The organism is Lentzea sp. NPDC003310 (genome assembly GCF_040610935.1).
In the GTDB taxonomy this organism is placed as follows: Bacteria; Actinomycetota; Actinomycetes; order Mycobacteriales; family Pseudonocardiaceae; genus Lentzea.
In genome coordinates this window covers 471,703-498,701 of the sequence record NZ_JBEXNC010000003.1, presented here as the reverse complement: position 1 = coordinate 498,701, position 26,999 = coordinate 471,703, and the positions used below count along the sequence as shown (strand labels likewise).

Sequence of the window (26,999 nt, the reverse complement as noted above, 5' to 3'; positions counted from 1 at the left end):
ACGAGGATCATGCAGACGTGGTCGAGCGCTTCCTGATGAACAGAATGGCGCCCACCGCGCCGACCACGCCCACGGCGACGATCAGCCATACCCACCAGGGCATTCCGCTGCTCTGATCGGTCTGCGCGTCAGCCGCCGGGGCGATCGAGGGTGCGGCCGAGCTCGGCGTGGTCGTCGTGGTCGGGGGCGGAGTGGTCGTGGTGGTCAGCGGAACGGTCATCGTGAACTTCACCGCTCCGGTCACGGCGTGGTCGTCCGCCGAGCCGATCTTGTAGTTGAGCGTGTAGACGCCTGCCGGACCGGCCGGTGTGACCGGGACGAGCAGCGAGGCGTCCTTGCCGGTGAGCTGACCGACGGTCCACGCGGTGCCGTCCGCACCGGTGACGGTGACGGTGGTCTGGTCGACTTGGATGGGCTCGTTGAACGTCAGCGTGATCTGCTGCGGTGGCGCGGCGACCTCGGCGCCGTCCTTGGGGTCGCTGGAGATCAGCTGGGTGTGCGCCGAGGCCAGTGGAGCGGTCGCCAGGAACGACAGCAGGAAGATCGGCAGGAGGATCAGGACGCGCTTCACTTCGGGTCTCCGGTCTGTGTGGTGCGGCGGGAACGCAGGGCGGTGCCAGCCGCGATGCCGAGTGCTAGGGCGGCCACCCCGAGGGCGGAGCCGCCGAGCCAGGTCGCGGACGAGCTCGGCGCCGCAGCGGCAGCGGGGGCTGGAGTGCCATGCTCGCCGGACGAGTCCGACGACGCTTCGGCGTCGGTGGCGACGAGCTTGAGCACGGGCGCGGGATGGTCTGGTTCGCCCTGGCCTTCCGCGGGCGGAGGCTGGTTCCAGTTCACGACCTCGCCGCTCTCGTAGGTCTGCACGGCGTTGATCACGAGCCGCTCGGCGTTGTCCGGCATCGTGCCGAGCGTCACGGCGAACTCCGCGAACTCGTTGGGAGCGATGCGGGTCCCGGCCTCGGCGGTCCAGGTGATGCTGCGGAACGCCTCGGTGAACTCGCTGTTGCCGACTTTGACCGGCGGGTCGAGCTTGGCCTTGACCACGTCGGCCTTCCAGCCCGCGGTGCTGCGGGTCCGGACGGTGCGCAGCGGGAACTCGGCGGGCAGGTCGAGTCGCACCGAGACGGTGCCGGAGCCAGGGCGTTCGTTGGGAACCTTGAAGGTGATGGTCGCGGACTTGCCTCTGACCGCCTGGCCTGGCACGGGTTCCAGATGTGCTGAGGCCGCTGTGCTGGTGAGCAGCGTGGTCGCGCACGCGACGACCGCGGCCGCCGCGAACACGCGTGGGTACTTCGGGGACATGGAGCTCCTCGCATGACAGAACACCGGCCCGAGAGGACCGGTAGGAAGGGGATGTCAGCGGGGGAGCGGAGGGCCGCGTCTGCTCGCGGACGTGAACACGACGACGCCGTGCAGCACGTCCACGAAGTCGGTCACCGGCCTGGACACGGTCCGAGGTACGACGATCGGCGCGAAGACAAGAGGCAACGTCCGGCGCACGGCCGTGATGAAGCCGAGCAGGCACGCGTCGGCCTTCGCCAGCAACGCGCCGAGCAGCACGCCTGCCAGCACGTGCGCCAGCGCCATCCGCAGGCTGTCCGGCCCGGCCGACGGGCCGTGGTGCGATCCGCCGGTGTTGAGCAGCAGGTGCATGAAGAGCTGCGCGACGCCGAGTGCCAGAACCACGGCCACCGGCGAGCGCTTCCGGTCGGCGAACGCCGTGGCGGCGGCACCGATGAGTGCGGTGACGAAGAGCGTCATCGCGCCGTCCGGGAAGTCGCCGCCACCGATGCCGTGAGCTGTGACGGTGAGCGCGGTCGCGCACGTCGCGAGCAGCCCTCCGCGCACCACGCGCAGCGTCTTGGGCAGCTCCGGACGTCCGGTCACCGCGCCATGCTAACCACGTCGCGCAAAATGCACGTCAGGTCGATCTTCCGTCCTCTTCGGACTCCGTCGCGAACGAGCGCCGCGGGCCGTTGCCCACCAGCATGCGGCGCATCTCCTGATTGGCTTTCCGGTTCGGGTCGCGGTACTGCGCGAAGCCGACGGCGACCAGACACGTGACGATCACCAGGGCCACCACCCCGAGGATCCAGGTGCTGCCTTCGCCGTCGTGGCTGGCCAGGGGAATCGTCTGGAGGAGCAGGTGTGCGTACATCGTTTCTCTCAGTGGTGGACTGTGCGCGCGACGAGCAGGGACTCGAGTTCTTCGACCTCGGACCGATGGCCCGCGCGAACCTTCTTGGCCAAGGTCGTCTCGGTCTGGTCGTGCCGGAGCATGAGCTTGAGGAACGCCACGTCGAACGCGCGGCCCGACCGTTCACCGAGCTTCCTGATCCGGCTGTCGTCCGTGCGGTCGAGCGCTCGGGTGATCAGTTCGACGCGGTCGGTCTCGATCTCGAACGCGATCCGCCTGATCTCCGGGTCGTCGCTGTGCTGGATCGCCAGGCCCGCCATGCGCACGGCGATCGCGTGATGTCTCAGCAGTTTCGCCGGCGTCGCGGGCTTGGCCGAGGCCGTGCCCACGAGGTAGCCGGCGATCACCAGGGCCAGGCCGAAGAAGGCCAGGATCAGCAGGAGCGTCCAGTTCACGGACCCTCGCTCGGCGTCGGCGCGGAGGACTCGGACTCGGGGCGGCCGTTCACCGGCACGGCGTCCGGGCCGGGCTTCTCCGCGACGAACGGGGCCGGGTTCGCGAGGAACTGCGAGTTCTCGCAGGACGCGCCGACCTCGGGGTAGGTGTTCGGGTTGCGCAGCAACGAGGAGATGAACTGGTCGACGCGCTCGTCGTCGGCACTGTCCAGCTTGAGCTGATGTCCCCACGTCTGCAACGAGATCGGCTTGTCGAGGCCGGGGAACGGCGACAGCATCGTGTACGAGATGCCCTCGACCTTCGACTTCAGCTTGTCGAACGCCGGGCCGGTGACCTGGTCGGGGTTGTAGGCGATCCACAACCCGCCGTGCTCCATCGAGTGGACCATGTTCTCGCTGCGCACGGCCTTGTCGTAGACGACGCCGGTGCAGTCGGCCCACTGGCCGTCGTGCGCGCCGCCGATGGGCGGGTTGTGCTCGTAGGCGACGCGTTCGGTCGGCTGCACGTGCTTGGCGGCCGGGAACTCCTTCTTCACGACGCCCGTGATCTTGTCGGACGGGTCCTTGTTCGTGTCCGAGGGCTTCCACTGGGCCAGAGCGGCCTCGCGGTCGTTGTTCGCGGAGATCTGGGTGAACGCGTAGCCGAACACGCCGCCGGCCAGCCCGAGTACGGCTACGACGGCGATGATCGTGCCCCATGGTGTGGCCTTGGTGCTGACGATCGGCTTCTTGGCGCGCCGTTGCTTGGTTTTGCGGCCACTCGTCATCCCCAGCTCCCACCGGTTGTCAATTACTAATGACCCTAGTACTAAACTCGCTGCGGAAACTATGCCACCTAGTAGATGGAGGCAAGGTGCCGGTACAGCGGCGACTCCTGCCGATGGCTCTGACCAGCGCTCTTGTGACGGTCGCGGTCGTACCCGCGTCCGCGCAGCCCGCTCAGGACCCATTAGCCCGTTACAACGAACTGGGCGCGCAGGCGGCGAAGACGAACGAGGACCTGCTCAAGGCCCGCGAGGACCTGACGGCCAAGCGCGCCGACCTGACCAAGGCCGACGAGGCGGAGAAGTGGGCCAAGAGCGAGGAAGGCAGGTTCCGCGAGCAGGTCGACGTGCTGACCTCGGCGTCGTTCGAGGGCGCTCGGCTCACCAAGCTGTCCGCGATGCTCGTCGCAGACTCGCAACAGGACTTCCTCGAACGGCTGTCTGCGATGGACCTCATCGCCGCTGACAACGCCGAGGCGCTCTCGAGACTGGCCGCCGCGGTCACCACCGCCGAGAACGCCCGTCAGCAGGCCCAGGAGGCCACTGCGGCGGCGGAGAAGCTGGTCGGCGAGGTCGAGGGCAAGCAGAAGGAGCTCGACGGCAAGATCAAGGAGGTCAAAGCCGCGCTCGGCGCGCTGGACCCCTCCGTCCGCAGCGGACTGGGCAAGGTCAAGGACAACGGCAGCTACCTCGGTCCGCCCGGCGCGGCCAACACGGCGTTGCAGGCGGCGCTGTCGAAGCGCGGGTCGCTCTACCTCTGGGGCGGCACGGGCCCGGACCGGTTCGACTGCTCCGGCCTGATGCTGTGGGCGTACAAGCAGGCGGGCATCACGTTGCCTCGGGTCGCGGCGGCGCAGTTCAACGCGGGCCGGGCGGTCGCGCTCGACGCGCTGGTGCCCGGCGATCTTCTGTTCTACGACGACGGCACCGGCAATCCCGCGACCATCCACCACGTCGCGATGTACGTGGGCGAAGGGAAGATGGTCGACTCGCCGACCGACGGTCAGGTCGTCGACATCCGCTCGAGCCGTGGCGACGGGCACCTCATGGGAGCGCGGCGCATCGCCGGGTGACCGTATTCTTCCCGGACGGAGGTGCCATGCAGGGGCTGGGTGAGCTCGAGTCGGCGGTCATGGACGTGCTGTGGCGCGGTGACGGCGACCGGACGGTCCGCGACGTGCTCGAAGAGCTGTCGAAGGAACGGGAACTGGCGTACACGACGGTCATGACGGTGCTGGACAACCTGCACCGCAAGGGCTGGGTCGAACGCGAGAAGGTCAGCCGGGCGTTCCACTACCGGGCCGCGCTGAGTCGTGAGGAGGCGGCGGCCAGAGCGTTGCGGGCCGTCCTCGAGTCGACCGACGACCCGGCCGGGGTGCTGCTGCACTTCGCGCGGTCGGCGTCCGAGGAGGAGGCCGACGTGCTCCGCAAGGCCTTGCGGAAGCGCCGATGACCGTCGCCGTCGCGCTCCTGCTGGGCGCGTTGACCGTGGCCTGGACGGGCCCCCGGATGCTGGACCGCCTGCTGGTGCTGCGGGCGCCGGCCGGAGCTTTGCTGACCGGCTGGCTGATGATGGTCGCCGGGTGCCTGACGACGGTCACCGCAGCGGTCGTGATCGCGGTGCTGCCCGGCCACGGCCCGGCGCCGTTGCTGGTCGGGCTCGTGCACCAGTGCTGGCAGACGTTGAAGCACGGCGGCTCACCCCGGACGGAGGAGATCGCGGGACTGCTCTTCGCGGCGATCCTGCTCGGCGTGGTGGTCAAGCTCGCCCTGTCGCTCGTGCGGCACCACCGCTCGCAGGGGCGGTTGCAGCGCAAGCAGAGGGACGCGCTGAACTTCGTCGCGCAGGAGCAACCCGGTGCGATCCCGACGTGGTGGATCCCGCACGACCGGCCGCTCGCCTACAGCCTGGCCGGTCGCCCGGCGCTGATCGTGGCGACCGATGGTCTCAACCAGCACCTGAGCGAGGCATCGGTGGCCGCGGTGATCGAGCACGAGCGTGCGCACATCCTCGGCCACCACCACCTGCTGGTCGGGTTCGCGAAGGCTCTTGCCTCCGCGGTGCCGTGGACGCCGTTGACCCGCCGTTCTCCTGAGCTGGTCGCGGCCCTGGTCGAGCTCGCCGCGGACGCCACCGCTGCTCGAATGCACGGCGCCGACGCGGTGCGGTCAGCGCTGGTCACCATGACCGGCGGCGCGACGCCTCCCACTGCGCTGGCGATGGCGGGCGACTGCGTGGAGCTGCGTCTGCGCAATCTCGGCGGACCTCAGTTCTCCGGCGCGCGGACGTGGTTCGCGGGGGCGGCCGCGATGGCGTTGCCGATGGTTGTCGGGACTGCGTTGCTCGCGGTGGCGGCCTTCGCGTTGTGTCCCTTGATTCTTCCGCTGTAGGTGCGGCGAAGGGGCGGACCGAGTCGGTCCGCCCCTTCAGCCTTGTTCGGTCAGTTCTGCTGGAACACCACGTCCACCCAGTAGTTGCCGCCGTTGTACGTGGTCGACGGGAACCCTGACCCCGCCTGGAACACGCCGTTGGCGATCCCCGCCGCGAGCGGCGGACTGGTCACGGCCGATGCCGAGAAGTACCCGGTGTCGAGCGCGTACCTGCCCGTCGTCGTGGTGTACGAGGCGACGTAGGTGGTGTCGGCCGTGATGTCGACCGGCGTGCTGAAGGTCAGCGTCTGCCACCCGGTCTCCGTCTCGTTCGAGAACGTGCCGGTCGCCAGGCGCGTTCCGTCCGAGGTCCAGAGCGACCCGGTGTGGGTGCCGGTGTTGCCCGCACCCTTGTAGAACTTCACGCCGGTGACCTTGCCGCTGACGGACGACGTGAATCGAACGCCCAACTCGTAGGCGCCGCTGTCATCGGTCGCCGCGACCGTCGGAACCGTTGCGGCGCTGAACAACGAGCATGGGCAGGTCTGGGTCGTCGCTGCGGTGAACGACCAGGTGGTCGCCGCCGGCATCAGGTTCCCGTACGCGTCCGCGATCCGAAGGCTCGCGGTGTACTTCGTGCCTGCCGCCAGACGCGAGGACGGAGTCCACGTGACGGTCCGCTGATCCCCGGACAACGCCAGCGTGCCGGTGAGCTTCGCGCCGCCGGGGTCGGTGACGCCGAACTGCGCCGTGCTCAGCTCGACCGGCTCGTCGAACTGGGCCGTCACGGTGGTCGTCAGGCTGACTCCGCTCGCACCGTCGAGTGGGGTCCTGCTCTGCACCACAGGGGCGTTGTTGTCCGAGTTGGGTTGGTAGACGACGTCGACCCAGTAGTTGCCGGAGCCGTAGGTCATGGTCGGGAACCCGGTGCCGGGCACGAACACGCCGTTGGTCTCTTGCGGTGCCGTGAGCGGGCCGGAGTTGACCGGGCCCGTGCCGAAGTACCCGGCGTTCACCGCGTAGTGCCCGGTGGTCGTCGTGTACGAGGCGGTGTAGGTCTGGCCAGCGCTGACGATCACCGGCTGGGCGAACGTCAGGGTCTGCCAACCGGTCGCGGACTCACCGGTGAACGTGCCGGTCGCGAGCCTGGAACCGTTGGCGTTCCAGAGGCTTCCGGTGTGCGTGCCGGTGTTGCCGGACCCCTTGTAGAACTTCACGCCCGTGATCTGGCCGGACTGATTTGGCGTGAACCGGACGCCGAGCTCGTACGCACCGCTGTCGTCCGCGGACGTCTCGGCGGGCACCGTCGCCGTGCTGAAGAGCGAGCAAGGACAGGTGGCCGTCGTGGTCGTGGTGAACGCCCATTCCGCCGGGGCTGCCAGGGCGATGCCGTTCGCGTCGGCGATGCCGAGGTGTGCCTGGTACCGGGTTCCAGGTGCGAGCTTTCCGGCCGGCGTCCAGGTGACCGTCTTCTGGTCGCCGGACAGCGACACCGAGCCCGACAGCCTGCCGCCTCTGGGATCGGTCAGCCAGATCTGCGCCGACGCGGGGTCGACCGGTTCGCTGAACGTCGCCGTCAGCGGAGCCGTGAGCGACACGTTCGTCGCGTCGACGCCCGGCGTGCGGTTGGTGACCGTCGGGGGAGTGGTGTCGCCGTTGAGGCCGTTGCGATAGATGACGTCGACCCAGTAGTTCGTCGCGTTGTACGAACTGTTCGGGAAACCGCTGCCGTACTTGTAGACGCCGTTGCCGCCATCGGTGCCGTTCTGCAAGGCGTGCAACGACTTGTAGTCCGCGCCCTGGCCGTTGAAGTAGCCGGACGTGACCGAGTAGCGGCCGTTCGGGGCGAGGTAGGAGACGACGTAGGTCGTGTTCGCCTGCACCGCGACCGGGCTGCTGAACGTCAGCTTCTGCCAGCCCGACGTGGTCTCGTTGGTGAACGTGCCGGTGGCGAGCAGCAGTCCGGTCGAGGTCCAGAGGCTGCCGGTGTGGGTGCCGGTGTTGCCAGGACCCTTGTAGAACCGGACGCCGAGCACTTCGCCCTTGCCGTCGAACCTGACCTTCGTGCCGACCTCGACCTGGTTGGTGTCACCGGAGTCCACTGTGGCCGGTGCGGCGAAGTCGTCCCACACCGTGCACGGGCACGCCGCCGGTCGTGGCGATCCGGTGGTGAACGTCCAGGTCGTCGCGGCGGACAGGTTGTTCGACGCGTCCGCGGCTCTGAGCGACGCCGTGTAGGAGGTCGCCGCTGCCAGTGGTGCTGACGGGGTGAAGGTGACGGTTCTCGTGTCCGCGGACAACGAGGTCGAGCCGGCCACCGCGCCGTTCGGGCCGGTGACGGTGAACTGGGCGCCGGTCAGCGACACGTTCTCGTCGAACGTGCCCGAGACCGTCGTGGTGAGCGCGACCGAGCCGGCGTTCGCGGCGGGGGAGCTGGACGTCTGGATCGGTGCGCGGGTGTCCGGCCCGGGGTCCGGCGCCCACACCACGTCGACCCAGTAGTTGGTGTCGCCGAAGGTGTTGTTCGGGAAGCCCGCGCCGAACTTGAACACGCCGTTCGGCCCGTCCGTGCCGGACTGCAGGCCGGTGAGCGGCTCGAGCTTCTTGTCCTTGCGGAAGAAGTACTCGGTGTCGTAGGAGAACCGGCCGGTCGGGGTGAAGTATGAGGCGATGTAGGTGGTGTTCGCCTGCACCGCGATCGGGGACGGGAACAGCAGTGTCTGCCAGCCCGTCGCGCTCTCGTTCACGAACGTGCCCGACGCCAGCAGGTCGCCGTTGCTCGACCACAGCGACCCCGTGTGCGAGCCGGTGTTGCCGTCGCCCTTGTAGAACCGCACGCCGCGCACGTACCCGGCCGTGGCGCTGCGGAACTTCATGCCGAGCTCCAGCGCGGAACTGTCGTTAGCGGAGGCAACCTTCGGCAGGTCGCTGCCCGCGAACACGCCGCACGGACAGGTTCTCGATGTCACGCCGGGTGTCGCCGAGACCGGTTGCGAGAGGTTCGCCGAGTCGTCGACCGCGCGGACCCGCAGCTGAGCGGTGCCGGACTGCGAGGGTGTGTAGGTGTAGTTCCAGGTGGTCTGGCCGGCGACCCAGTTGGCCGGGTGCCAGCGGTTGCCGCCGTCCGTCGACACCTCGACGCCCGCGACCTGCCCGGCCGCGTCGATCACCGTGCCGGAGAACGTGTACGGCTGCCCGACCGTGGACTGCGCGGGCACGTTGCTGATCGTCACCCCCGGCGGGGCCGTGTCGCTGCTGGGCGTGGCCGCGGTCAGGCCCGCCTGCAGCGTGGACGGGAAGACGCCCATGTCCGCGAGGAAGTTGATCGTGGCCTGCTTCATGCGCACGTCGGACGTCGGGGTGTTGGTGCGGAACGCGTGCTCGTCGTCCACGCCCCAGGCCCACTGCACGGTGCCAGCCGCGAGCACGAGTGATCCGCTCGGGTGCCGGTAGTACGTGACGGCGTGCGTCTTGACCTCGGAGCCGTACTCGTCGCCGTGATTCTTCAGCACGTAGTAGCCCTGCAGGTCGACCGTCGTGCGCGACAGCTGGGCGACGCCTGGCGGCTGGAACCCGTTGTCCTCCACGGTGTTCCACTCGTAGCCGAGCGTGCCGGGCTGGAACGTGTAGGTGCTGCCGGCGGCCATGGTCTGCAGGTCGGTGTGCCGCCAGAGGCGCATCTTGCCGTACGCGGCGGGCACCTGCATGGCGTCGTCGCGGCGGCCGTTGACGGTGAAGAGGTTGCCCAGCAACGCGTTCTCGGGCCTGCCGCCGTCCTGTGGCGGGCTGTAGCGCGGGTCGCGCCATGTGCCGGTCCAGTCGTTGAGCCCGTCGTTCTGGGTGCCCTTGGTCTCCTTGAACGCCGCCACGGTGCGCCAGTCGGTTTGGGAAGAGTCGATGCTCTTCTCCCAGCGGTGCTTCCAGAAGATCTCGTTGCCCGTCAGGAACGCCAGGTGCACTCCGGCGTCGCGGGCGGCCTCGACGTTGGCGCGCTGTTCGTTCGACCAGTACTCGGGGTGCCCGACGGGCATGAAGACCTTGTGGTTCTTGATGAGCTGGCCGCGCCGGGCCGTGTCGGCCTCGGTGGTGTAGGTGACGTCGTAGCCGTTGGCTTCGAGGAACCTGAGCATCGGGTATTCGGCGTTGAAGATGAAGTTCTCGTCGCCGTCGCCGCCGGTGTAGGGGCGGTTGTAGCTAACCTTGTAGGAGCTGCCGCCCTGGCCGGGGCCGTCGCCGAAGTAGAGGCTGTTGCCGCCGTAGCGGTTGTACGCCACCCACGTCGCGTCCGACGTCTGAAGCATGATCTTCGCGCGCGAGGTGTCGTCACGAACGACGAACACGATCTCGTTCTCGGCGCCCGTGTCGGTGCGCTTGGTGCGTGCGTAGTAGATGCCCGACACCGCGTCCGCAGGCACGTTCCAGCTGAGCGACACCGCCCAGTTCCCGCAGTCGATCAGCGCCGTGGGCCCGTCTCTGAGACACGGCGGCTGGTTCTGCGGGGTGTTCCGGCTGGTCTGGCCCATGTGCCGCGCACCGATACCGCCGTACCAGCCCAAACGGTAGATGTCGATCGTGTAGGACGACGCCGTGGTGAGCATCTTGAAGTCGACACGACCGCCAGGCGTGACGCTGATGTCCGTGGTGAACCCGAGGATCGAGTCGTCCCTTGAGGACACCTGCCAATCCGGCGTGCCGGACTTGGTGTTCTCGCAAAGCACCTTGTTGGACACCGGAGTGTCACACGGTGCCGCCGACGCCATCGGTGCGGACGCGACCACGAAGGGCATGGCCACGCCCGCACCGACCACAACGGACAGGAACGCACGGAAAATACGTCTTCGCAGCGGAAGGGGTCTGGCCTTCGGCGCCGTCATGCAGTCCACCTCTCGGAATACCGAACACTCTCTGCGACACGGCGACTACTAGACCCCTTAGTAGTAGCTCGTCGTCTCGGTGTTCGGTCCCGCGCTGGATTGCGTTACAAGTACCGGGAAATCCGCTGGTGTGATCTCAGTCGTCGACGCACCCGGCGTCGGGATCGACCGCGAGCACGACCTCGACCAGCTCGGTGAGCGCTCGTGCGAGGTGCGCGTCGGCCAGGTCGTAGCGCACCTGGCGACCTTCGTAGGTGGCGACGACCAGGCCGCAGCCGCGCAGACACGACAGGTGGTTCGACACGTTGGACCGGGTCAGCTCCAGTTGCTCGGCGAGCTGCGCGGGGTAGCCGGGGCCGTCAAGCAGGGAGATGAGGATCCGGCAGCGGGTCGGATCCGCCAGGGCCCGGCCCAGGCGGGCGAGCGCCGCTCCGCGCGACTCACGAGTCAGCATGGACAAAACAGTACAGCAAGTGCTGTAGTACAGCTTCTGCTGAATAGTTGTCGTGGGGGTGTCGGATGGCTGGCTTGGCTTTAGGTCTGTACGTCGTCTACCTGGCGTTGGCGTTCGGGTGGCAGAGCTGGGCGCAGTGGCGTGCGACCGGCTCGACTGGCTTCCGCGGCATCCACGGGCGCGTGGGTTCGCTCGAGTGGCTGGGCGGTGCGCTGTTCGTGCTCTCCCTGCTCCTGGGCATCGCGGCGCCGGCACTGCAGTTGGCCGGGCTGCTCGCGCCCATCGCCTTGCTTGATGGCCAGGTCGGCCACGTGCTCGGTGCCGTGTTGGCGGCCGGCGGCATCGCCGGCACGTTGGCGGCGCAGCGGGCGATGGGCGCGTCGTGGCGGATCGGTGTTGATCAGGGCGAGTCCACCGCTCTTGTCACGGACGGGTTGTTCGCCCTCGTGCGCAACCCGATCTTCACCGCGATGGTCACGACCGGCGCGGGCCTCGCGTTGCTCGCGCCGAACGTGCTCGCGGTCGTGGCGTTCGTCGCGCTGGTCGCCGCGATCGAAATCCAGGTGCGGGTGGTGGAGGAGCCGTACCTGCTGCGCACGCACGGCTCGGTCTACGCCGAGTACGCCTTGCGGTCAGGCCGCTTCGTGCCAGGACTCGGTCGACTCAGTTGAGCGTCGGGGCGATTGGGTTCAGATCTTTCGGTGGGATCAAGCCGGTGATCTTCGCCGCGTCGTCGAGGTACTCGATCGGCACGTGCTTGGCGGTCTTGCTGAGCAGGTTCGCCACCCGCGCTTTGACGTCGGAGCTCGGGTTCACGACGACGACGGGCGTTCCGTCGGTGTAGCCGTGCTGGAGGAGGAATCGGACGAGCAGATCGGTCTCGGGGAAGGAGTAGCCGACGAGCCAGATGCGGTCGGCGTCGCGCAGGCTGTTGAAGGCGTGACGCCACTCGAGCCTGATCGTCTCGTTGTTGAAGAAGTTGGTCTTGCCAGCGGTCGGAGGCACCACCAACGGAACCTTGTCGGCGATCAGCCAGTCTCTGATCGGCCAATCGTTGTCGGCAAGCCAGCCGTTGACCCTGCAGGCGTCGAAGATGGTCTCGCCGTAGAAGGTTTGGCGGCCCGAGTACATCCAGGAGCGTGACCCGTGGAGCTTCATGAGGTTGAACGTCTCGACGTATGAGGGGCCGAGGGTGCCGCCTGACCTGCTGAAGATCGGCATCAGGGGAGTCGTCCGGAGCTGAACGGGGTTCACGTAGTTGTGGGCCGGATTGCTGCTGTGGACCTTCACAACCTCGGTGTACGCCGCCTCGACGAGGTTGTCGTAGTTGAAGGTGATGACCTTCGCGCGGTCTTCGTGCCACCGGGCGACGAGAGCCTTCAGCCAGTCAGGAAGCGATGAGCGACGTGCCTCGATCTCCCGCTCGTGGATCACCTCGCAGATGACGCGCGAAGCGGCGAGGAATGTGGAGCGGTGGCGGAGGTGTTCCTCCTCCGTCAACCAAGGCTGATCCTCTGCGAGGAAGGACAGCCAGTTCTCGAAGTCCTCGATGGGCAAGCGCGTGTCGTGCGGCAGGATGCGCTTGTCCAGCCGCAGCTCGAGTTCTCGGCCGAGCTCGGTGAGAAGGGGCATCGAGTTGCTGATGGCTCGTGAGAAGCCTGCTCCGAGCACGAACACCTCGGCCACGGTGGGTCTCCGATCTGGTTACGCGGGACGTGGCAGCACAACAGGGATCAAGGTCAGGCGGATCGCGCGGTGGTTGTCTACCGCGGAGGTGAGCGCGAATTCGCTTGGTGCGTCAGGTTCGTTGGTGGAGCGCTCGTTCAGGAACTGCTCGTGTTGCCGCACGCACGCGGCGGCCTTGTCGATGACGGACGTGACATCGGTCCGATCGCGGATGAACAAGATCAGCGCGGTGCGGGTGTCCCGCCACACCGTGTAGCCCAGCAGTTGGTCGATCGCCTCGACGAACCTCTTCTCGCCGTGCCAGATCTTGCACTCGGCGATGAACGCGTCGCGGTCCTGCCACCGCAGGAGGATGTCGGTCTTGCCCTTGCCGACGAAGGTCTCGCCGGTGGCGAGGCCGCGGTAGTTGGCGTTGAGCAAGAAGAGCAGCACATCGCGGATCGTCTCCTCGGACTCGCCGACGAGTTTGTCCGCGGTGGAAGGCAGGCGCTCCAGAGCCCGACCGAACGAGGTGATCAGCGTGATGAGGCTGGTGGCGATGTCGTCGGCGAGCGCGTGCTCAGGCGTGCCCGATTCTTTGGCCTGCTCGACCTGGTCGAGCGTCAGCAGGGTCGGCGTCAGCGGCACGGCCACCGATGCCTTGGCGACCGGCTCAAGGGGGATCGACAAGCTGGCCGCCGCGCTGCGAAGGCCGATGACGCGCGCTCGGCGCGACCTGATGATCGGCGCGATCGCGGCCCGAACCGCTGAGCGATGCTCTTCAACTCTTTGGTTGGCGACTTTGGAGGCCGCAGTCAGTGACTCTTCGAGCTTGTTCCAGGCGTCGCGGAGCACGGACTCGAAAGTCAGCCACACCTCGTCGTCAGCCGCCGCCAGGCTCAGGTTCAGGGAGATCTGCCAGGCCGGGTAGTCGGGTTGCTTGTGTCGTAGCAGGGGATCGGTGCTGCTGCCGCCGTTCACGATCCGGTCAGGCACCTCGAAGAGGAGGGAGCCTGCGCCCTCGCACGGCACGTTCAAGGTGAAATGCGCGGGGTGAGCAGCGCTGCTCGTGTCGAAGCCACGCGCGTTGGTCTCCCACATCTTGTTCCACTTGAGATCGAACCTCGGCACCACCGGCGATGCGGCATAGCGGGTGACGACCGCTTCGATGAGGATGTCCCCGTCGTGCGCCGCAAGCTCGTCCTCCGACAAGCGGTGGGCAGCCGCGAGCGCCTGCGCCAGGCGCTCAGGGAACTTCACTTCCCACACCGGGATCGGCTCTGGCCGTTGGGGGATCGACACGCGTTCAGTATCGGCGAGCTTGTCCGGACGTCGTGGAGATCAGGGCGTGTCGTTGTTGAGTTCCTCCGGCGCCACCAGGTTGTCCTCAAGGGCACGGGCGAGCAACTCTGACTTGGAATAGGCGGAACGACCTGCCTTCTCGTACTTCTGGCGCGCCCTTCGGATGTACATGTCGACGGTGTGCGGCGACACCTGCATCTTGCGGGCCACCGAGGCCTTCGACGACGACTGGAACCACAGCAGCAGCGCGGTGCGTTCCTGTTCGGACAGCCGCGGCCGGTCGGCGCCGCCGTCGCTGATCAACGCGCCGGCCATCACCGGGCCGACGTACGGGCGGTCGGCGGCGACCGCGACGACTGCCTTGACGAGGTGCTCGCGTCCTTCGTGCTTCGCGACGAACTCGCGTGCGCCGGACTCCAGCGTGCGCAGGATCAGGCCGTGGCCGGTGAACTGCGAGTAGACGACGACGCGTTGGCCCGTGTCCGCGAGCCTGGCGACGTTCTCGAGGTCCATGCGGCCGTGCAGGCTCAGGTCGAGCAGCACCACGTCGGGCTGGAGCTGGTCGTCGGCGGTCAGCTTGTCCACGTCGTCGCCGGTGTGGACGACCTCGATGCGTGAGTCTCCGGTCAACCAGCTCGCGACCCCTTCGATCACGACCGGATGGTCATCGATGATCGCGACCCTGATGGGGCTGTCCAATGCGCTTCCACCCACAGGCGTCCGTCCTCCTCCTGAACGTCGATGGTCACTTCTTCGGGTGTTGCTTCGCGGAACGGCTCCAGCGGTGTGCCGCTGCCGTCGGCGAAGACGCTGACGGTCAGGGCGTCGCTTTCCGCGAGCACGGTGATTCGGGCGTGCGATTGCGTTGCTGCCAAAGTGACGAGCGTTGTTTCGGTGATCGCTCGCCTTGCCGCTGTCTCGATCGCGGGTACGTCGCCGACCACGATGAGTTCGACGACGACACCGCGTCGTTCAGCCGCATCCGCGCTGGCACGGAGTTCGTGCAGCAACGGGGTGTCGACCGTGTCGCCCTCGGCGAGGAGTCTGCGCATCCTGCCCACCGCGAGCTCACACCTTCTTCGTACGGCGGGGTCGGACGGTTCGAGATCGCCTTGCGCGAAGTCGGCCAGCAGTCGTGTGAACTCCTGGTCCATCTCGGCGAAACGGCGGAGGCGCCCGGCCTGGACGGCTTTGGCAGCGTTGTCCTTCGCGGCGATCAGCACGCCGGACTGGGTCGCGGTGACGGTGGTGTGCACCGCGTGAACGATCATCCGGTCGACGAGCACCGCACAGACCTGCACGCCGACCGTGATGAAGAGGCCGCTGAACAGCCGCAGCACCATCGGATGGTCGGGTTGTTGCAGCAACACCAGCACGGCGAAGCTGAGCGACGGAAGTCCGATGAGGACTCCGCCGACGACGTTGAGCTGCCAGTGTAGGATGAGCAGGACGCCGACCCAGCCGATGGTGCCCGACATCCAGCAGCCGATCTCCTCGACGGCGCTCTCTGGGACGTACGCGGCGAGTGTGGCGATGCTGATGGCTGTGGCGCACAAGGCAAGCACGCGGATCGCGTAGCGACCGACCTGCAGCCACGCCATGATCACCGCGATGGCAACGGTGCACGCCGTGAGGACGATCGAGACGGCCGCGGCCGGGTGGACGAACGGCACCGGCTTGTCCGCCGCGAGGGCGTGCCACACGTTCCAGGCGGCCGCCATCACCACGACGACGGCGGTCATCGTGCGGTTGTTGCTCTTGCCGGCTTGGTCAACGGTCGCCGCGAACACGCCACCACCGCATCGTCACGCTCGTGCCCTGGCAGCGTCCGGTCCGGACCTCGACGGTGCCGCCCACCGCGTTCATGCGGTCGACGATCGACCCGCGCAGGCCGCGGCGGTGGTGGGGTACCTGCCGGGTGTCGAACCCCCGGCCGTCGTCATGCACTGTCACCTCGATCCCGTCACCGCACTCTCTGACGCTCACCGAGGCGATTTGGCTCCCGGAATGTCGTGCGACGTTTGTGAGCGCTTCGGCGGTCGCCTCGGTGAACGCCATGACGACCTGTTGGGGCAGGCGCACGGGAACGAGGTCGAAGTCGATGCGCAGCTTCGGAAGGCCTGGCACCCAGGTCGATTCGAGGGTGCGCAGGGCGAGGTCCAGGCTGCTGTCGGAGAGGTCCGGCAGGGGGATGGTGCGGTCGCCCGCGCTCTGCAACGTCATGAGGTCCGCCGCGGCACGCTGGCGCAGCATCGGGCTGCTGTGCCGGACCGCGCCGGTGGCCACCATCGTCAGGGTCGCGAGGCCGGTGTCGTGGAGCCTGCGCTGGTAGTCGTCCTCGTCCGCGCGGACCGTCGCGGCCATCACGGCTTGCACGTAGGCAGAGGCGGCCTGGGTGACGGCCTCGTCGACCTGGCGGACGGCCTTGTTGAGCAGGTGGACCAGGACGGCCGTGACCGCTCCCTGTGCCATCAGCATCGCGACGATGTAGGCGGACGAGCCCCCGAGGTGCTGCGCGGACGCCAGCGCCACGCACACGATCAGACCGCCGGAAGGGGAGAAGAGCATCTGGCCGGCGAGCAACGACCCGATCGCGAGCAGGATCGTCCAGTCGACGTGATCGGACGGCGACGGCAGCAGCACGTCGTCGATGGCGCAGATCATCCCCACGATCGCGACGTCGGCGGCCGCGACGAGGGTGTTCGCGTTGTCCAGCACCGCGACGGCGGAGATCACCGACCAGAGGACCATCGCCGACACGACGAGTCCCAGTTGGGCTCCGGACACGTCATGGGCGGCGCTCGCCACGATGACCGTTCCCGCCGTGGTAACGAGCCGAACCGCGACGGCGATTCTTGTGAAACCGATTCGCAATCGCTGTTGGGTCATGCTCACGCGCTGCTTCTCGCGCGCCCCGTCCAGAGTCCCCGTGTCCACGCTGCCCCCTTTGCCCATCGAGTATGTCCGAGCGGGCGCGGCTTGTGCTGGGGTTTTGTCCGCTGGTGGAGCGCAGGTGGCGAATATGGGCCGATCGGGGTATTTTTCTGCGGCCTCTGGGAGGTAGCGCTGTTATCTACCCATGCGTAGGGTCACTGAGTGACTACTCGGATTTGAGCCGGTAGTTAGTGTTACGCGTTCTCGTGTTCCCTGTTCGCGTGTCATGCCGTGCGGACATGCTCTCGGTACGGTCCCGGTTGTGGGGCTGAGAGACAGCAGGGGTCATCTTCACTCGCCCTTCACACGATTGATTTCGCTGATCCGTGCCATTCGTCGGACCGACTGGTGCGTTCGGGTGATCCTGCCTGATCGGCGGCAGGATGGAGGGGGACGTGGTAATGCGGAGTTCTGTTGTGAGTGGGCCGCGCACAGCTGCGCCTGGACCGGTGCGGCTGCCGTTCGGGCCGTGGCTACGCGCGCGGCGGCGCGGTCGCGGTCTGACCGTGCGCGCCGCCGCTGACCTGGCCGGGATCTCGCCGGGCTTTCTGTCGATGCTGGAGAACGGGACCCGGCGGCTCAACCGCCACCGGGACATCGTCGCGCTCGCCGGGGTTCTCCGGGTGAGCGAGGCCGAACTGGTTGAATTTGAAGCGAACGAGCCCGAGTGCCTGAAGCTGGGTGCCTGAGCCCGTGCGCTTGATGGCCTACTGCCTGCCCGGGTCGGTGGGGCAGTAGGTCCATTCGAACTCATCGCGAATGGAAACTCCTGCTAAACGCAGGTGTGTTGCCCTGAAGTTGAAAGCTGCACCTTTCATGAGGTGCAGTGCCACGTCGGCGACCTTTCTCCGGTCGGGGTCCTTGAGGTACGTCGATGCCGCCCATTCGTTGAACCCCGCCATTGCCGGACCGCACCACATCTGGTAGTCGAGACGGCGGTTTTCGTCACCTGTGCTCGCCCAGCGCGAGGCCATCCCGAGGTACCAGCGGAACAACAGGGCCACGCGGCGCTTGGGGTCCTTCGCGGCGCGCTCGAGCTGGCTGGGATCGCGCCGGGAGAAGAAGTCGGTGACCTCGCGCCACACGTTTTCGAGCGGCTGCCGGAAGATTTCTGCCTCGAGCTTGGCCCGCTCCTCCAATGGAATCGATTCCACGCTGTCGTAGCGCCGATACAGTTCGTACAGACGCTTGGCCCTCATGGGGAACATCGAGTTCCGGCGCAGCACCTGGATCTCCGCGCCGAGCTCGAACATGTCGGCCGCGGGGGCCATCTGGAAGTCCGCGAGGCCCGCGTCGCACAGAGCCAGGCGAACAGCGGGTGACGTGCCGGCCTCGACGCAGGCCTGGTTGATCGAGCCGGTCACGACGTAGTCGGCTCCCATGGCGAACGCGCCCGCCACCGATTCGGGCGTGCCGATCCCGCCGGCCGCACCGACTCCGACGCGGATCTCGTAAAGGCCCGCCGCCGCATCACGCTGCCGGACGATCATCGGCAGCAGGACGGGCAGCGGCCTGCGGTCCGTGTGGCCACCGGAGTCGGCCTCCGCCGTGATGTCGTCCGCCATCGGCACGAACCGGGCGAGTGTCGCCTGCTCCGCGGTCACGAGCCCTGCCCTGACCAGTTCCGCGACGACGGACTCGGGTGGTGGAGCCAGGAAACGCGCGGCGACCTCGGGCCGGGACACCTTGGCGATCACGCGGTTCGCCACCACGATCTCGCCGTCCCGGCCACGGGAGAGCCCCGCGACCCGGTACCGGACGATGTTCAGGCTGAGCATCACGAACGCCGAGGCCTCGACGCAGCGGACCTCGTGCCGCAGGAACATCTCGACGGCGCCCTGTTCCAGCGCGGGCTCACTCGGGCTGCTGATCAGGTTGCAGGCGAACGGAAGCCTGGGGATCTCGCGCGCGAACCGCAGTAGCGCCTGCTCGATCACGTCGGGGGTGAGCCCGGCCGCGCCGAACGACGCGAGAAACCCGGCTCGTGCCATGGCGATCACCAGATCGGCCGACGCGATCCCGCCTGCCATCGCACCGCTCTGGTAGGCGTAGCGGACGCCGTGGCGTTCCCGGAACGCGGCAGAACCGAGCTGATGCGCCGGCAACGGGCGAACGCTTGCGACGACCTCGTCGCCGTTGGAGGGGAGTTCGGTGGTCAGGCTGCCGTCGCGCAGCAGGTGGACGTGCGCCTCCAGGTCGGCGAGCGGGGACTGCTCGATCGTCGTCATCGTTGTGGCTCCACGGAATCGGGGCGGGAACGGGCGAGCGCGGCGACGGCGTGTTGCTGCGCCGCGTTGTGTGCGCGCAGCACGTGGCGGTGCGCCAGGACCACCTGGAGGGCGAGCACCGGTTCAGGTCCGGGAACGCGATGGCACACGAGCCGGGCGAGGACCCTGGCGACGGCGAGGCCGGTGGGCACGCCCCGCTGATCCGCGGACACCGCGACGTGCGGGCGGTCGCCCAGCGTGTCGCGGATCCACCGCGTGCAGCTCGCGGCCGGGCCGACCTCGACGAAGTACCGGTAGCCGCGCAGGTACGCCGCCTCGACCAGCCGGGGGAAGTCGACGGGGCGGGTGAGCGTGTGCGCGATCCGTTCGGCCGGAGTCGATCCGACCGGCAAGGACGCGGGACCGAACTCGACCATCGACAGCAGCTCGGCGTCGGGGACCCGACGGACCTCGTGTGCGTGCAGGTTCGCCAGTTCCGGCCGTGAGTCGTCCAGCAGGTCGCAGTGCAGCACGTGGGCCGTGGGAGACTTCGCCGACGAGCACCCCAGTCTTGCCAGGACTTCGGCGCACCTCGCCGGGTCGCCGGCGATCACGGTCTCCTCAGGGCTGTTGACGTGGGTGAGGAAGACGCGGTCCTCGTCCCCGATGGCCGCGCGGACGCGTTCCGGGCCGGTCAGGACCACGTGCGAGGCCCACTCGGCGGTTCCCCAGGCCTGACGCACCACGTCCTTGCGTCCGCTGAGGCCGTTCTGGACCAGCGGGCTGGTGTCCAACGAGGACGGGTCCCAGCCCGCGAAGTCCAGGGCGCCCAGGGCGAACAGCATGCTGGCCTCGCCGAAGCTGTAGGCCAGAGCGCCGTCCGGACGCAGTCCGAGCTGGTCGCGCAGCATCCTGGTGTGCAGCACGGCCACGTTGAGGCCGATGTTGACCATGCCCGCCAGGTCGTCGCGCAGGGCCCGTTCGTGCCGCATCGCCGCAGCATGTCCGGGAGTGAGGCCGAGCCCGTGGATCGTGTCGAGGCGGTACCTCGTCGCGGGTTCGTCAGCCTCCTGCTCGAACTGGTCGCGCAAGGCGGGGAAGAGGTCGAACAGGTCCTCGGCGACGTCCGGGTAGGCGGTGAAGCCGCCGGGGTAGACGAAGGCGACGCGGTAGGCCGTGCCGATCGGAGCCGTCGTGCAGTAACTGCCCGCCGGCGTTGCCCACTCGCCACCGGGCTGGACGTCCGGTAACCCGTCCACGGCGGCTACAAGTTCGCTGTGGAGCTGCTCCTCGTCAGCGCCCACGATCGCGGCACGCCACTGCCCTCGCCGTCCGGCGTGCTCCTCGACGAGCGCGTGCGCCGGGCGGCCCGCGGCGAGTTCGCCCAGGCACGTCTCCGCCGCCACGACGATCTCCGCGATCGTGTTGCCGGACAGCACGAGCAGGAACGGCAGCGGGCTGGCGGCCGGGGCGGTGGCGCCGAGGAGGAACAGTCGTTCGGTCCCTGCGTCGACCACTGCGGCGACCGGGCTTTCGCGGTGCCTGCGGAGCCAGGGACGGGTCTCGGCCGGAGTGCTGAAGCCAGCCAACTCGGATTTGGCCGACTCAGGCACCACGAGAACGGACGTGGGTAGCCGCCGAGCTGCGATGTGTTGTGCCACAAGGGCCACCGCGCCGAGGAGACCCTGGCTGACACTGATCGACTTGCCAGGCGAAGTAGCCGGATACGTGGCTGCGATGGAGGTGAGCCGTTGTGGAGACACCTCGCCGACCAGTTCGACGTGGTCAGGCTCGTGCACGTCGCCGGTCAGGTCGAGAAGCGCGTAGACCCGCTGGCTGGCCGAAGCGGCCAGCACGATCGCGGCGGTGTCGTCGAACACCACCACCGGTGACCCGGCTTCGCGGGCCACCAGCTGCAGCTGCTCCAGGGAGTCGACCCTGACCACGTGGGCGGTGGCGACGGCGGCGTCGCGCAGGGCGGCGTCCGCCGTGTCGCCGACGCCGATGATCGATGTGCGCATGTGCCTTCCTCAGCGGCCGAACTTCGCGGCGAGATTCGAGGTGGTGACGAGCTCCAGGCCGGTGAAGCGCAGCATCACCCGTCCGTCGGGTGCGCACGCCGTCACCGTGCAGATGGCCTTGGGGGACTGGTCGAGCACGTCCTCCACGACGACCACGAACTCCTCGGTGAGCGGTGCGTGCACCTCGACCCGTTCCACTCGCGTCGGCAGCGCGGACCGGCCGAGATCTCTCGACACCACCAGGGCTGCCGCCTGCGGCAGAAGATCCGCGCGCACCGGGTCGTAGCTGTCCGCGGCGCAGAGGCCGCCCGCGAGTGTGCGAGCGGGCACCGTGCAGCGGAACGCGTTTCCTGCGGCCTCGACGATCCCCTGGAACGCCGGGCCGTGGAACAACGTGCCGTCCGCATAAGGGCTGACCGGTGTCCATTGCGAGGGGAGTTCGAGCTTCTCGGGCGGGCTGAGTTCGAAGTGGACGGTGGCGCTGTACCTCGGTTTTCCGGCGTCGTCGTGCACTCGCACGTCGTCACCGTCGGCGCTGGCGGAGAGTTCGGCCGGGCGGTTGTCGTTCAGAACGAGGCCACGATGCACGACGACTCGGTTCAGCCCACGGGGGTTGCGGGTGTCGACGGCGGCGAGCATCGTGCCGATCGCCGCGGTCAGCGGGAGGACCGGGACGCCGCCGATCGAGTGGTCGGCGAGCTCCGGATCGTTGTCGAGCGCCGCGATCCGGAGCGTCCTGCCGGTCGTGAGCCCTGGCCCGGCTTGGACGACCGCGTCCCGTGCGGTGCACAGCTCCGTGAACAGCCTGGCCCCGGCGGGGACGTCGATCAGCTCGACGCCTCGGTCGGAGAAGCGCCGGGCCAGCTCCGGTGTGACCATGCCACCGGCCCAGGCACCCCACGCCACGGAGGTGACGGTCGCCTTCGGTAGGGCCGTGCGCAGTGCACGCGCCATGCCGTCGAGTGCCTGGTTGGCCATCGCGTAGGCGGCCTGTCCTGGGTTGCCGAAGAGTCCGGCCACCGAGGAGAACAGCACGACGTGACGGAGCCGTTCAGGGTCGAGAGCCTCGAGCACGTGACTCAGACCGTCGACCTTCACCGCCAGCACGTGGCGGGCGGAGTCGAGGTCGATCTCGGCGACGCGCCGGTCGGCCAGGACGCCCGCGCCGTGCACCACACCGGTGATGCGTTCGGCGAGCGGTGCCAGCGCGGTGCGCACGCTTGCCGCGTTGGCGACGTCCATCGTCACGTACTCGGCGCCTGCGATGGCTTGGAGAGTTGTGCGGATCTCCCGCTGTGCCTGGATCTGCTTGACGAGGTTCGCCACGGCGCGCGGTGTCGGATGTCCGTTGGCCGACAGCCGTTCGGTGACCGCGGCGGTCAGATCCTCGTCTGTGACGCCGTTGCTCCAGAAGTGCTCGTCGGTCAGTTCGGTGCGGCCTGCCAGCACGAACTGGCAGCGGTATCGCGCGTGCAACTCACGCGCGCAGGCTGCCGTGACGCCTTGGCCGCCACCGATGACCAGCAGGACGTCCTCGGCGCCCGGTGCCTCCTCCGTCGTCTCGACCTCGGAGTGACGGTCTGGAGCGATGGTCCACCGCAGGCCGTCATGACCGGCCTGGTGCAGCGTGATGTCGGCGTCGTGGATCTCCGCGAGGATCAGGTCGGCGCTGGTCTCGTCGTCGAGAGCGGGGTGCAGGTCGACCGCGCGGCAGAACAGGTTCGGATGCTCGTGGGCGAGTGTCTTGACCAGACCCGGCAGACCGGCCATCGCGGCGTGCGCCGTGTTGATCGCCGTGTCGCCGAACTGGCCGTCGATCCGGCTGACCGTCACGAAGGCAGCCCGGCCCGGTGCCTCCGCGAGCGCCGCGATCGTCTGCTTGGCCGTGGCCAGGGCGGCAGCCAGTTCGGTTGCCGCGCCGCTGACCGTCACCGGCTCGCCGGCGACGTGGACCACGAGGTCGAGCCCGCCGTCCGCGGTGGACGCGATCTCCCAGCCCGCGGTCCGCAGCACCTCCGCCAGGTGGGTGGCCAGGCCGCACTCACCCCGGACGAGCGCACGCTTGACGACGTACGCGTCGTGCGTGACGTTCGGAGCGGAGAGCGGGCGTGGACGCACCGGCGTGCTGCCGGGTGCGCCCTCACCTGCTTTTGGGCCGACCACCTCCTGCGCGACGCCGGCCAGGAGCTCGTTGATGTCAGTGAGCGTGCGCAGCTCGGCCAGCCGTTCCGGCTCGAGCTCGGGAGTGGCGGGGAAGCGTTCCCGGACCGCGCTCATGATCTCCACGCGCTTGATCGAGTCGACGCCCAGGTCGGACTCCAGGTCCATGGCGGTGTCGAGGACCGCTACCGGGTAGCCGGTCTGGGCCGACACGATCTCCAGCACGACGCTGATCGTCGGTTCCTGGGCCGCGGTGGGTGCGGGGGTGGGCGATGGCGGTGGGGCGACCACGGCCTTGGGCGGAGGAGTCGGTTGGGGGAGAGGCGCGGGAAGTGGTTCGGGCGAGGGGATCGGGGCGAGCGCCGGCACCTGAGGTGTGGCAGGCAGAGCGCCGTCGAACGTGCCCGCGAGGTGGGCGAGGCGCAGCACGGTGTCGGCGGCCTGCACGTGGGTGCGCCCCAGTTCGAGGCTGTGCTGCACGAGCGCCTTGACGCCCTCGGACAACGCGGGGTCGATCGGGCCGCGCCCGGCCTGGTCGCGCAGCAGCGCGGTGAGCTGCTCGGAGACCCGGAGCTGCCCGCGCAGGTACTCGTTGTGGCCCGCGATGTGCTCTGCCAGCAGGGAACCCGCTGCGGGCGCCGCGGCCGGCATGGGTGCGGGTGGTGCGGCCAGTTCGTCCAGGTAGGCGCGTCGCTCGTCGGCGACGTGGTTGGCGCCGGTCACCAGGATCGCCATCCTTTCGGTGTGCTGGGGTGCGGGGGAGTGCGCGTGCTGGCCGAAGCCCGTGAGTCCGGCGCCCAGGACGGCCAGACGGGCGGCCGTCCGCTTGAGGCTGTGGTCGCCGTCGCCGTGCGGGCCGTCGTCGGCGGACAGCACCACGACGTCCGAGTGTTTGGCGAGGATCCGGCGGATCAGCCCGGTCAGCACCTGCCTCGGGCCGAGCTCCACGAAGACGCGGAAACCGTCGGCGTACATCCGGTCGACCTGCGGGGCGAAGTGGACGGGCTCGCGCAGCTGCCGGGCGAGCACGTCGGCGTTCGCCGAGGTGTCGGTGCCGTACTCGGCGCCACGTGTGTTCGCGTACACCGGGACCGCTGGGGCCTTCACCACGATCTGGTCCACGGCCTCGCGGAACGGTGCCAGAGCGTGCTCGACGTACCTGGTGTGGAAGGCGGCCGCCACCGGCAGCCGGGAGATGCGCGGACCGGTCGTCTGGAGCGCTTTCACGAATCGCGCGATGCTCTTCTCGCCACCGCCGACGACGACCTGCTGCGGGCCGTTCACGTTGCAGATCCACAGGTCCGGCTCGTTCGCGAGCAGCCCCTCCACGTCCCGTTCCGATGCGTACACCGCAGCCATCGCGCTCGGTTCGGCGCTGTCACCGGCCATGGCCGCACCTCTGGCTGCGGTGAGCCGGAAGAGTTCGTCCGTGGAGAGGCTTCCCGCCGCCCACAACGCGCCCAGCTCGCCGAGGCTGTGGCCGATCGCGCCGTCCGGCATGAAGCCGAGTTCGCGCAGGTAGGAAAACTGGCCTGCGGCGAGCGCGGTGATCGCGGGCTGGGCGAAGTCGGTTCGGCGCAGCAGGTTCTCCTGTGCGGTGCGCTCCTCGTCGGTGAACACCGGGATCGGGAAGACCACTTCGCCGAGCGGCGGTGAACCGGGGAACGCCAGCGCTGCCGCGTCGAACGCCTCGCGCACCGCGGGCACGGACAAGGCGGCCGCCGAACCCATGTCGAGGTACTGGCTGCCCTGTCCGGCGAACACTGCCGCAACCCGGCCCGTGAGGGCGCGCCTGCGGTAGAAGGCGGAGCCGTCGATCTCGAAGGAGTCCGGATCGGCGGTCAGCCTCTCCAGCACCTTGGCGCGCAGCCGGTCGAACTCCTCGTCGGTTCTGGCCAAGAGCGCGACGCGGGCGTGACTGGCGGGAATCGGTGTGCCCGTCGCGGGTTCGGCCAGCCGTTGCGCCAACGCGGCGGCGTCGGGTGCATGCCAGATCCGCACCTCGGTCGTGGGGTGCAGCACCTCGGTCTGTGGTGCGTCGGCCTCCTCGACCACGCAGTGGAAGTTCGTGCCACCGAAGCCGAACGCGGACACACCGGCTCGGCGGCGGGGGCGGTTCGGTTCGACGATCCACGGCCGCGTCTTGGTGTTGACGTACAAGGACGAGTCGGCGAAGACGGTCGCGGGTTTGTCCACGTTGATGGTCGGCGGCAGCACCTTCTGGTGCAGGGCCAGCGCCGCCTTGATCAGCCCGGCCGCGCCTGCGGCCCCCTTGGTGTGGCCGATCTGCGACTTCACGCTGCCGACCGCGACCCGCCCGCCACCGAGGACCTCGGACAGCGCTTCGAGTTCGGTGCGGTCGCCGGTCGGGGTGCCGGTGCCGTGGCACTCGACCAGGCTGATGGTCTCCGGTTCGACGCCGGCGTCGGCGTGGGCGCGGTGCAACGCCCTGATCTGTCCCTGGGCGTTGGGGGAGTAGATGCTCTTGGACCGACCGTCGCTGGAGGAGCCGATGCCGCGCAGCACGGCGTAGACGCGGTCGCCGTCGCGTTCGGCGTCAGCGAGACGCTTCAGAGCGAGCATGCCGATGCCCTCGCCCAGCAGGGTTCCGTCGGAGGCGGCGTCGAACGGGCGGATGTGGTCGCCGCGCGACAGGACCGTCGTCTTGGCGAAGCACATGTACATGAAGATGGTGTTCTCGATGTCACAGCCGCCGGTGAGCATCAGGTCGGCGCGGCCGGACTGGAGTTCGGAGACGGCGACGTTGACGGCGGCGAGCGAGCTTCCGCAGGCGGCGTCGACCGTGCAGTTGAGGGCGCCAAGGTCGAACCTGTTGGCGATCCGGCCGGCGACCACGTTGCTCAGCAGGCCGGGGAAGGCGTTCTCCTCCCACGGCGCGAACGCGCGGTTGAACCGTTCCACGACCTCTTCAGCGTCCTGAGAGGACAGACCACTGTGGTGCAGCACCTGGCGCAGCAACGGTGTCTGCAACCGCGCCGACAGCGAGTGCTGCAAGGTCCCGGTGCCGGTCATGCCGAACACCGCGCCCGTGCGTTCGGGCGTGTACCAGGAAGATCCCGGCGCGCCCGCGTCGGCGAGCGCGTCCCTCGCGACGGTGAGTGCTAGCAGCTGCGCGATGTCGGTGACCTCCATGAGGTTCGGCGGCATGCCGAACTCCGTGGGGTCGAACCGCACCTCGGGAACGAAGCCTCCGCGCACGGCGTAGGTCTTGTCCGGTGTGGATGGATCGCGGTCGAGGAAATCCGCGGAGCGCCAATGGCTTTCCGGTACCTCGGTCAGGCAGTCGTTGCCGGCCAGGACGTTGCGCCAGAACGCGCCGATGTCAGGGGAACCGGCGAACAGCCCGCCCAGGCCGATGATCGCGATGTCGCTCATGCGGGCGTCGCCGCCTCACTGGCGACGTGCTCGGCGAGCCGCGAGATCGTGGGGAAGTACCAGAGCGTGGCGGAGTCGATCTCCACACCCGTCCACTTCGCGAGCTCGTCTGACAGCACCAGCACGTCCGTCGAGTCGAGCCCGAGCTCGTTGAAGTGCCAGTCGGGCGCGACCTGGCTCGGGTCGAACCCCTTGCGCCGCGCGACGGCGTCGACGAGCCACGCCCGCGCGGAATCCGTTGAGACCAACATGAACACGTC

The 26,999-nt window shown here is 68.6% G+C and carries 22 protein-coding genes; 5 read left to right on the top strand and 17 right to left on the bottom strand.

The features are described from left to right. Window positions 1-7: 7 nt before the first annotated feature. The 6 genes from ABZX02_RS07430 to ABZX02_RS07405 are packed head-to-tail and all read right to left on the bottom strand — an operon-like array spanning window position 8 to window position 3,359. A complete protein-coding gene (locus ABZX02_RS07430) occupies window positions 8-571 on the bottom strand; it encodes a copper resistance CopC family protein (RefSeq protein WP_355295772.1) in 564 nt (187 codons plus the stop codon). Then, a complete protein-coding gene (locus tag ABZX02_RS07425; protein ID WP_355295770.1) occupies window positions 568-1,302 on the bottom strand; it encodes a YcnI family protein in 735 nt (244 codons plus the stop codon). The genes ABZX02_RS07430 and ABZX02_RS07425 overlap by 4 nt, the downstream gene beginning before the upstream one ends. Before the next feature lie 54 nt (window positions 1,303-1,356). Continuing rightward, window positions 1,357-1,887, bottom strand: coding sequence for a hypothetical protein (locus ABZX02_RS07420; RefSeq protein ID WP_355295768.1), 531 nt, complete (start codon window positions 1,885-1,887; stop codon window positions 1,357-1,359). 34 nt (window positions 1,888-1,921) lie between these two features. Then, the gene (locus ABZX02_RS07415; protein ID WP_355295766.1) at window positions 1,922-2,158 is read right to left on the bottom strand and encodes a hypothetical protein; all 237 of its coding nucleotides are present in this window, start codon (window positions 2,156-2,158) and stop codon (window positions 1,922-1,924) included. A gap of 8 nt (window positions 2,159-2,166) precedes the next feature. Further along, window positions 2,167-2,592 carry a hypothetical protein gene (locus tag ABZX02_RS07410; protein WP_355295764.1) on the bottom strand — a complete coding sequence of 142 codons (426 nt, stop codon included), beginning with the start codon at window positions 2,590-2,592 and terminating at the stop codon, window positions 2,167-2,169. Beyond that, window positions 2,589-3,359, bottom strand: coding sequence for a DUF3105 domain-containing protein (locus ABZX02_RS07405; protein WP_355295762.1), 771 nt, complete (start codon window positions 3,357-3,359; stop codon window positions 2,589-2,591). Before ABZX02_RS07405 ends, ABZX02_RS07410 begins: the two co-directional genes overlap by 4 nt. Window positions 3,360-3,445: 86 nt before the next feature. Between ABZX02_RS07405 and ABZX02_RS07400 the strand changes: the two genes are divergently transcribed. Genes ABZX02_RS07400 through ABZX02_RS07390 form a run of 3 tightly spaced genes read left to right on the top strand, consistent with a single transcriptional unit; the run spans window position 3,446 to window position 5,747 of the window. Further along, window positions 3,446-4,429 (top strand): NlpC/P60 family protein, encoded by a 984-nt coding sequence (locus ABZX02_RS07400; RefSeq protein ID WP_355295761.1) that lies wholly within the window; start codon window positions 3,446-3,448, stop codon window positions 4,427-4,429. A 26-nt stretch (window positions 4,430-4,455) separates the two neighbouring features. Beyond that, a complete protein-coding gene (locus ABZX02_RS07395; RefSeq protein WP_355295760.1) occupies window positions 4,456-4,809 on the top strand; it encodes a BlaI/MecI/CopY family transcriptional regulator in 354 nt (117 codons plus the stop codon). Then, window positions 4,806-5,747, top strand: coding sequence for a M56 family metallopeptidase (locus ABZX02_RS07390; protein ID WP_355295758.1), 942 nt, complete (start codon window positions 4,806-4,808; stop codon window positions 5,745-5,747). Before ABZX02_RS07395 ends, ABZX02_RS07390 begins: the two co-directional genes overlap by 4 nt. Window positions 5,748-5,797: 50 nt before the next feature. Here ABZX02_RS07390 and ABZX02_RS07385 read toward each other — a convergent pair whose 3' ends face one another. Both ABZX02_RS07385 and ABZX02_RS07380 read right to left on the bottom strand, forming a co-directional pair. Then, window positions 5,798-10,513, bottom strand: coding sequence for a DUF4082 domain-containing protein (locus tag ABZX02_RS07385; protein WP_355295839.1), 4,716 nt, complete (start codon window positions 10,511-10,513; stop codon window positions 5,798-5,800). A gap of 223 nt (window positions 10,514-10,736) precedes the next feature. Beyond that, window positions 10,737-11,054 (bottom strand): metalloregulator ArsR/SmtB family transcription factor, encoded by a 318-nt coding sequence (locus tag ABZX02_RS07380; protein WP_355295756.1) that lies wholly within the window; start codon window positions 11,052-11,054, stop codon window positions 10,737-10,739. A gap of 65 nt (window positions 11,055-11,119) precedes the next feature. Here ABZX02_RS07380 and ABZX02_RS07375 point away from each other — a divergent pair, with 65 nt between their 5' ends. Next, a complete protein-coding gene (locus tag ABZX02_RS07375; protein WP_355295754.1) occupies window positions 11,120-11,725 on the top strand; it encodes an isoprenylcysteine carboxylmethyltransferase family protein in 606 nt (201 codons plus the stop codon). On the opposite strand, the gene ABZX02_RS07370 is transcribed toward ABZX02_RS07375, so the two are convergent. The 5 genes from ABZX02_RS07370 to ABZX02_RS07350 are packed head-to-tail and all read right to left on the bottom strand — an operon-like array spanning window position 11,718 to window position 16,958. Continuing rightward, window positions 11,718-12,740: a hypothetical protein gene (locus ABZX02_RS07370; RefSeq protein ID WP_355295752.1), complete on the bottom strand. Its 1,023-nt coding sequence runs from the start codon at window positions 12,738-12,740 to the stop codon at window positions 11,718-11,720. The genes ABZX02_RS07375 and ABZX02_RS07370 overlap by 8 nt on opposite strands. A gap of 18 nt (window positions 12,741-12,758) precedes the next feature. After that, complete coding sequence (locus ABZX02_RS07365; RefSeq protein ID WP_355295750.1) at window positions 12,759-14,021, bottom strand: hypothetical protein; 1,263 nt, start codon at window positions 14,019-14,021, stop codon at window positions 12,759-12,761. A gap of 39 nt (window positions 14,022-14,060) precedes the next feature. Next, a complete protein-coding gene (locus ABZX02_RS07360; RefSeq protein ID WP_355295749.1) occupies window positions 14,061-14,675 on the bottom strand; it encodes a response regulator in 615 nt (204 codons plus the stop codon). Then, entirely contained in the window at window positions 14,672-15,811 is a 1,140-nt protein-coding gene (locus tag ABZX02_RS07355; protein ID WP_355295747.1) for a hypothetical protein, read from the bottom strand. The genes ABZX02_RS07360 and ABZX02_RS07355 overlap by 4 nt, the downstream gene beginning before the upstream one ends. Beyond that, window positions 15,792-16,958 (bottom strand): ATP-binding protein, encoded by a 1,167-nt coding sequence (locus ABZX02_RS07350; protein WP_355295745.1) that lies wholly within the window; start codon window positions 16,956-16,958, stop codon window positions 15,792-15,794. The genes ABZX02_RS07355 and ABZX02_RS07350 overlap by 20 nt, the downstream gene beginning before the upstream one ends. A gap of 446 nt (window positions 16,959-17,404) precedes the next feature. On the opposite strand from ABZX02_RS07350, the gene ABZX02_RS07345 reads away from it, so the two are divergent. Next, window positions 17,405-17,644 (top strand): helix-turn-helix transcriptional regulator, encoded by a 240-nt coding sequence (locus ABZX02_RS07345; protein WP_355295743.1) that lies wholly within the window; start codon window positions 17,405-17,407, stop codon window positions 17,642-17,644. Window positions 17,645-17,662: 18 nt separating this feature from the next. Here the strand turns inward: ABZX02_RS07345 and ABZX02_RS07340 are convergent, their stop codons facing one another. From ABZX02_RS07340 to ABZX02_RS07325, 4 genes are read right to left on the bottom strand one after another with little or no spacing between them, the layout of a single operon-like run. After that, window positions 17,663-19,183, bottom strand: coding sequence for a PfaD family polyunsaturated fatty acid/polyketide biosynthesis protein (locus tag ABZX02_RS07340; RefSeq protein WP_355295742.1), 1,521 nt, complete (start codon window positions 19,181-19,183; stop codon window positions 17,663-17,665). Then, the gene (locus tag ABZX02_RS07335; protein WP_355295741.1) at window positions 19,180-21,183 is read right to left on the bottom strand and encodes a hypothetical protein; all 2,004 of its coding nucleotides are present in this window, start codon (window positions 21,181-21,183) and stop codon (window positions 19,180-19,182) included. Before ABZX02_RS07335 ends, ABZX02_RS07340 begins: the two co-directional genes overlap by 4 nt. Window positions 21,184-21,192: 9 nt before the next feature. Further along, complete coding sequence (locus ABZX02_RS07330) at window positions 21,193-26,739, bottom strand: SDR family NAD(P)-dependent oxidoreductase (protein WP_355295739.1); 5,547 nt, start codon at window positions 26,737-26,739, stop codon at window positions 21,193-21,195. Next, window positions 26,736-26,990 carry an acyl carrier protein gene (locus ABZX02_RS07325; RefSeq protein ID WP_355295738.1) on the bottom strand — a complete coding sequence of 85 codons (255 nt, stop codon included), beginning with the start codon at window positions 26,988-26,990 and terminating at the stop codon, window positions 26,736-26,738. The genes ABZX02_RS07330 and ABZX02_RS07325 overlap by 4 nt, the downstream gene beginning before the upstream one ends. Window positions 26,991-26,999: the final 9 nt, after the last annotated feature.

Excerpts from the sequence above, each read along its gene's own strand:
- ABZX02_RS07330 (WP_355295739.1), bottom strand. The coding sequence starts at position 26,739 with ATGAGCGACATCGCGATCATCGGCCTGGGCGGGCTGTTCGCCGGTTCC.
- ABZX02_RS07385 (WP_355295839.1), bottom strand. The coding sequence starts at position 10,513 with ATGCCCTTCGTGGTCGCGTCCGCACCGATGGCGTCGGCGGCACCGTGT.
- ABZX02_RS07405 (WP_355295762.1), bottom strand. The coding sequence starts at position 3,359 with ATGACGAGTGGCCGCAAAACCAAGCAACGGCGCGCCAAGAAGCCGATC.
- ABZX02_RS07340 (WP_355295742.1), bottom strand. The coding sequence starts at position 19,183 with ATGACGACGATCGAGCAGTCCCCGCTCGCCGACCTGGAGGCGCACGTC.
- ABZX02_RS07375 (WP_355295754.1), top strand. The coding sequence starts at position 11,120 with ATGGCTGGCTTGGCTTTAGGTCTGTACGTCGTCTACCTGGCGTTGGCG.
- ABZX02_RS07395 (WP_355295760.1), top strand. The coding sequence starts at position 4,456 with ATGCAGGGGCTGGGTGAGCTCGAGTCGGCGGTCATGGACGTGCTGTGG.
- ABZX02_RS07390 (WP_355295758.1), top strand. The coding sequence starts at position 4,806 with ATGACCGTCGCCGTCGCGCTCCTGCTGGGCGCGTTGACCGTGGCCTGG.
- ABZX02_RS07335 (WP_355295741.1), bottom strand. The coding sequence starts at position 21,183 with ATGCGCACATCGATCATCGGCGTCGGCGACACGGCGGACGCCGCCCTG.
- ABZX02_RS07425 (WP_355295770.1), bottom strand. The coding sequence starts at position 1,302 with ATGTCCCCGAAGTACCCACGCGTGTTCGCGGCGGCCGCGGTCGTCGCG.
- ABZX02_RS07415 (WP_355295766.1), bottom strand. The coding sequence starts at position 2,158 with ATGTACGCACACCTGCTCCTCCAGACGATTCCCCTGGCCAGCCACGAC.
- ABZX02_RS07380 (WP_355295756.1), bottom strand. The coding sequence starts at position 11,054 with ATGCTGACTCGTGAGTCGCGCGGAGCGGCGCTCGCCCGCCTGGGCCGG.
- ABZX02_RS07325 (WP_355295738.1), bottom strand. The coding sequence starts at position 26,990 with ATGTTGGTCTCAACGGATTCCGCGCGGGCGTGGCTCGTCGACGCCGTC.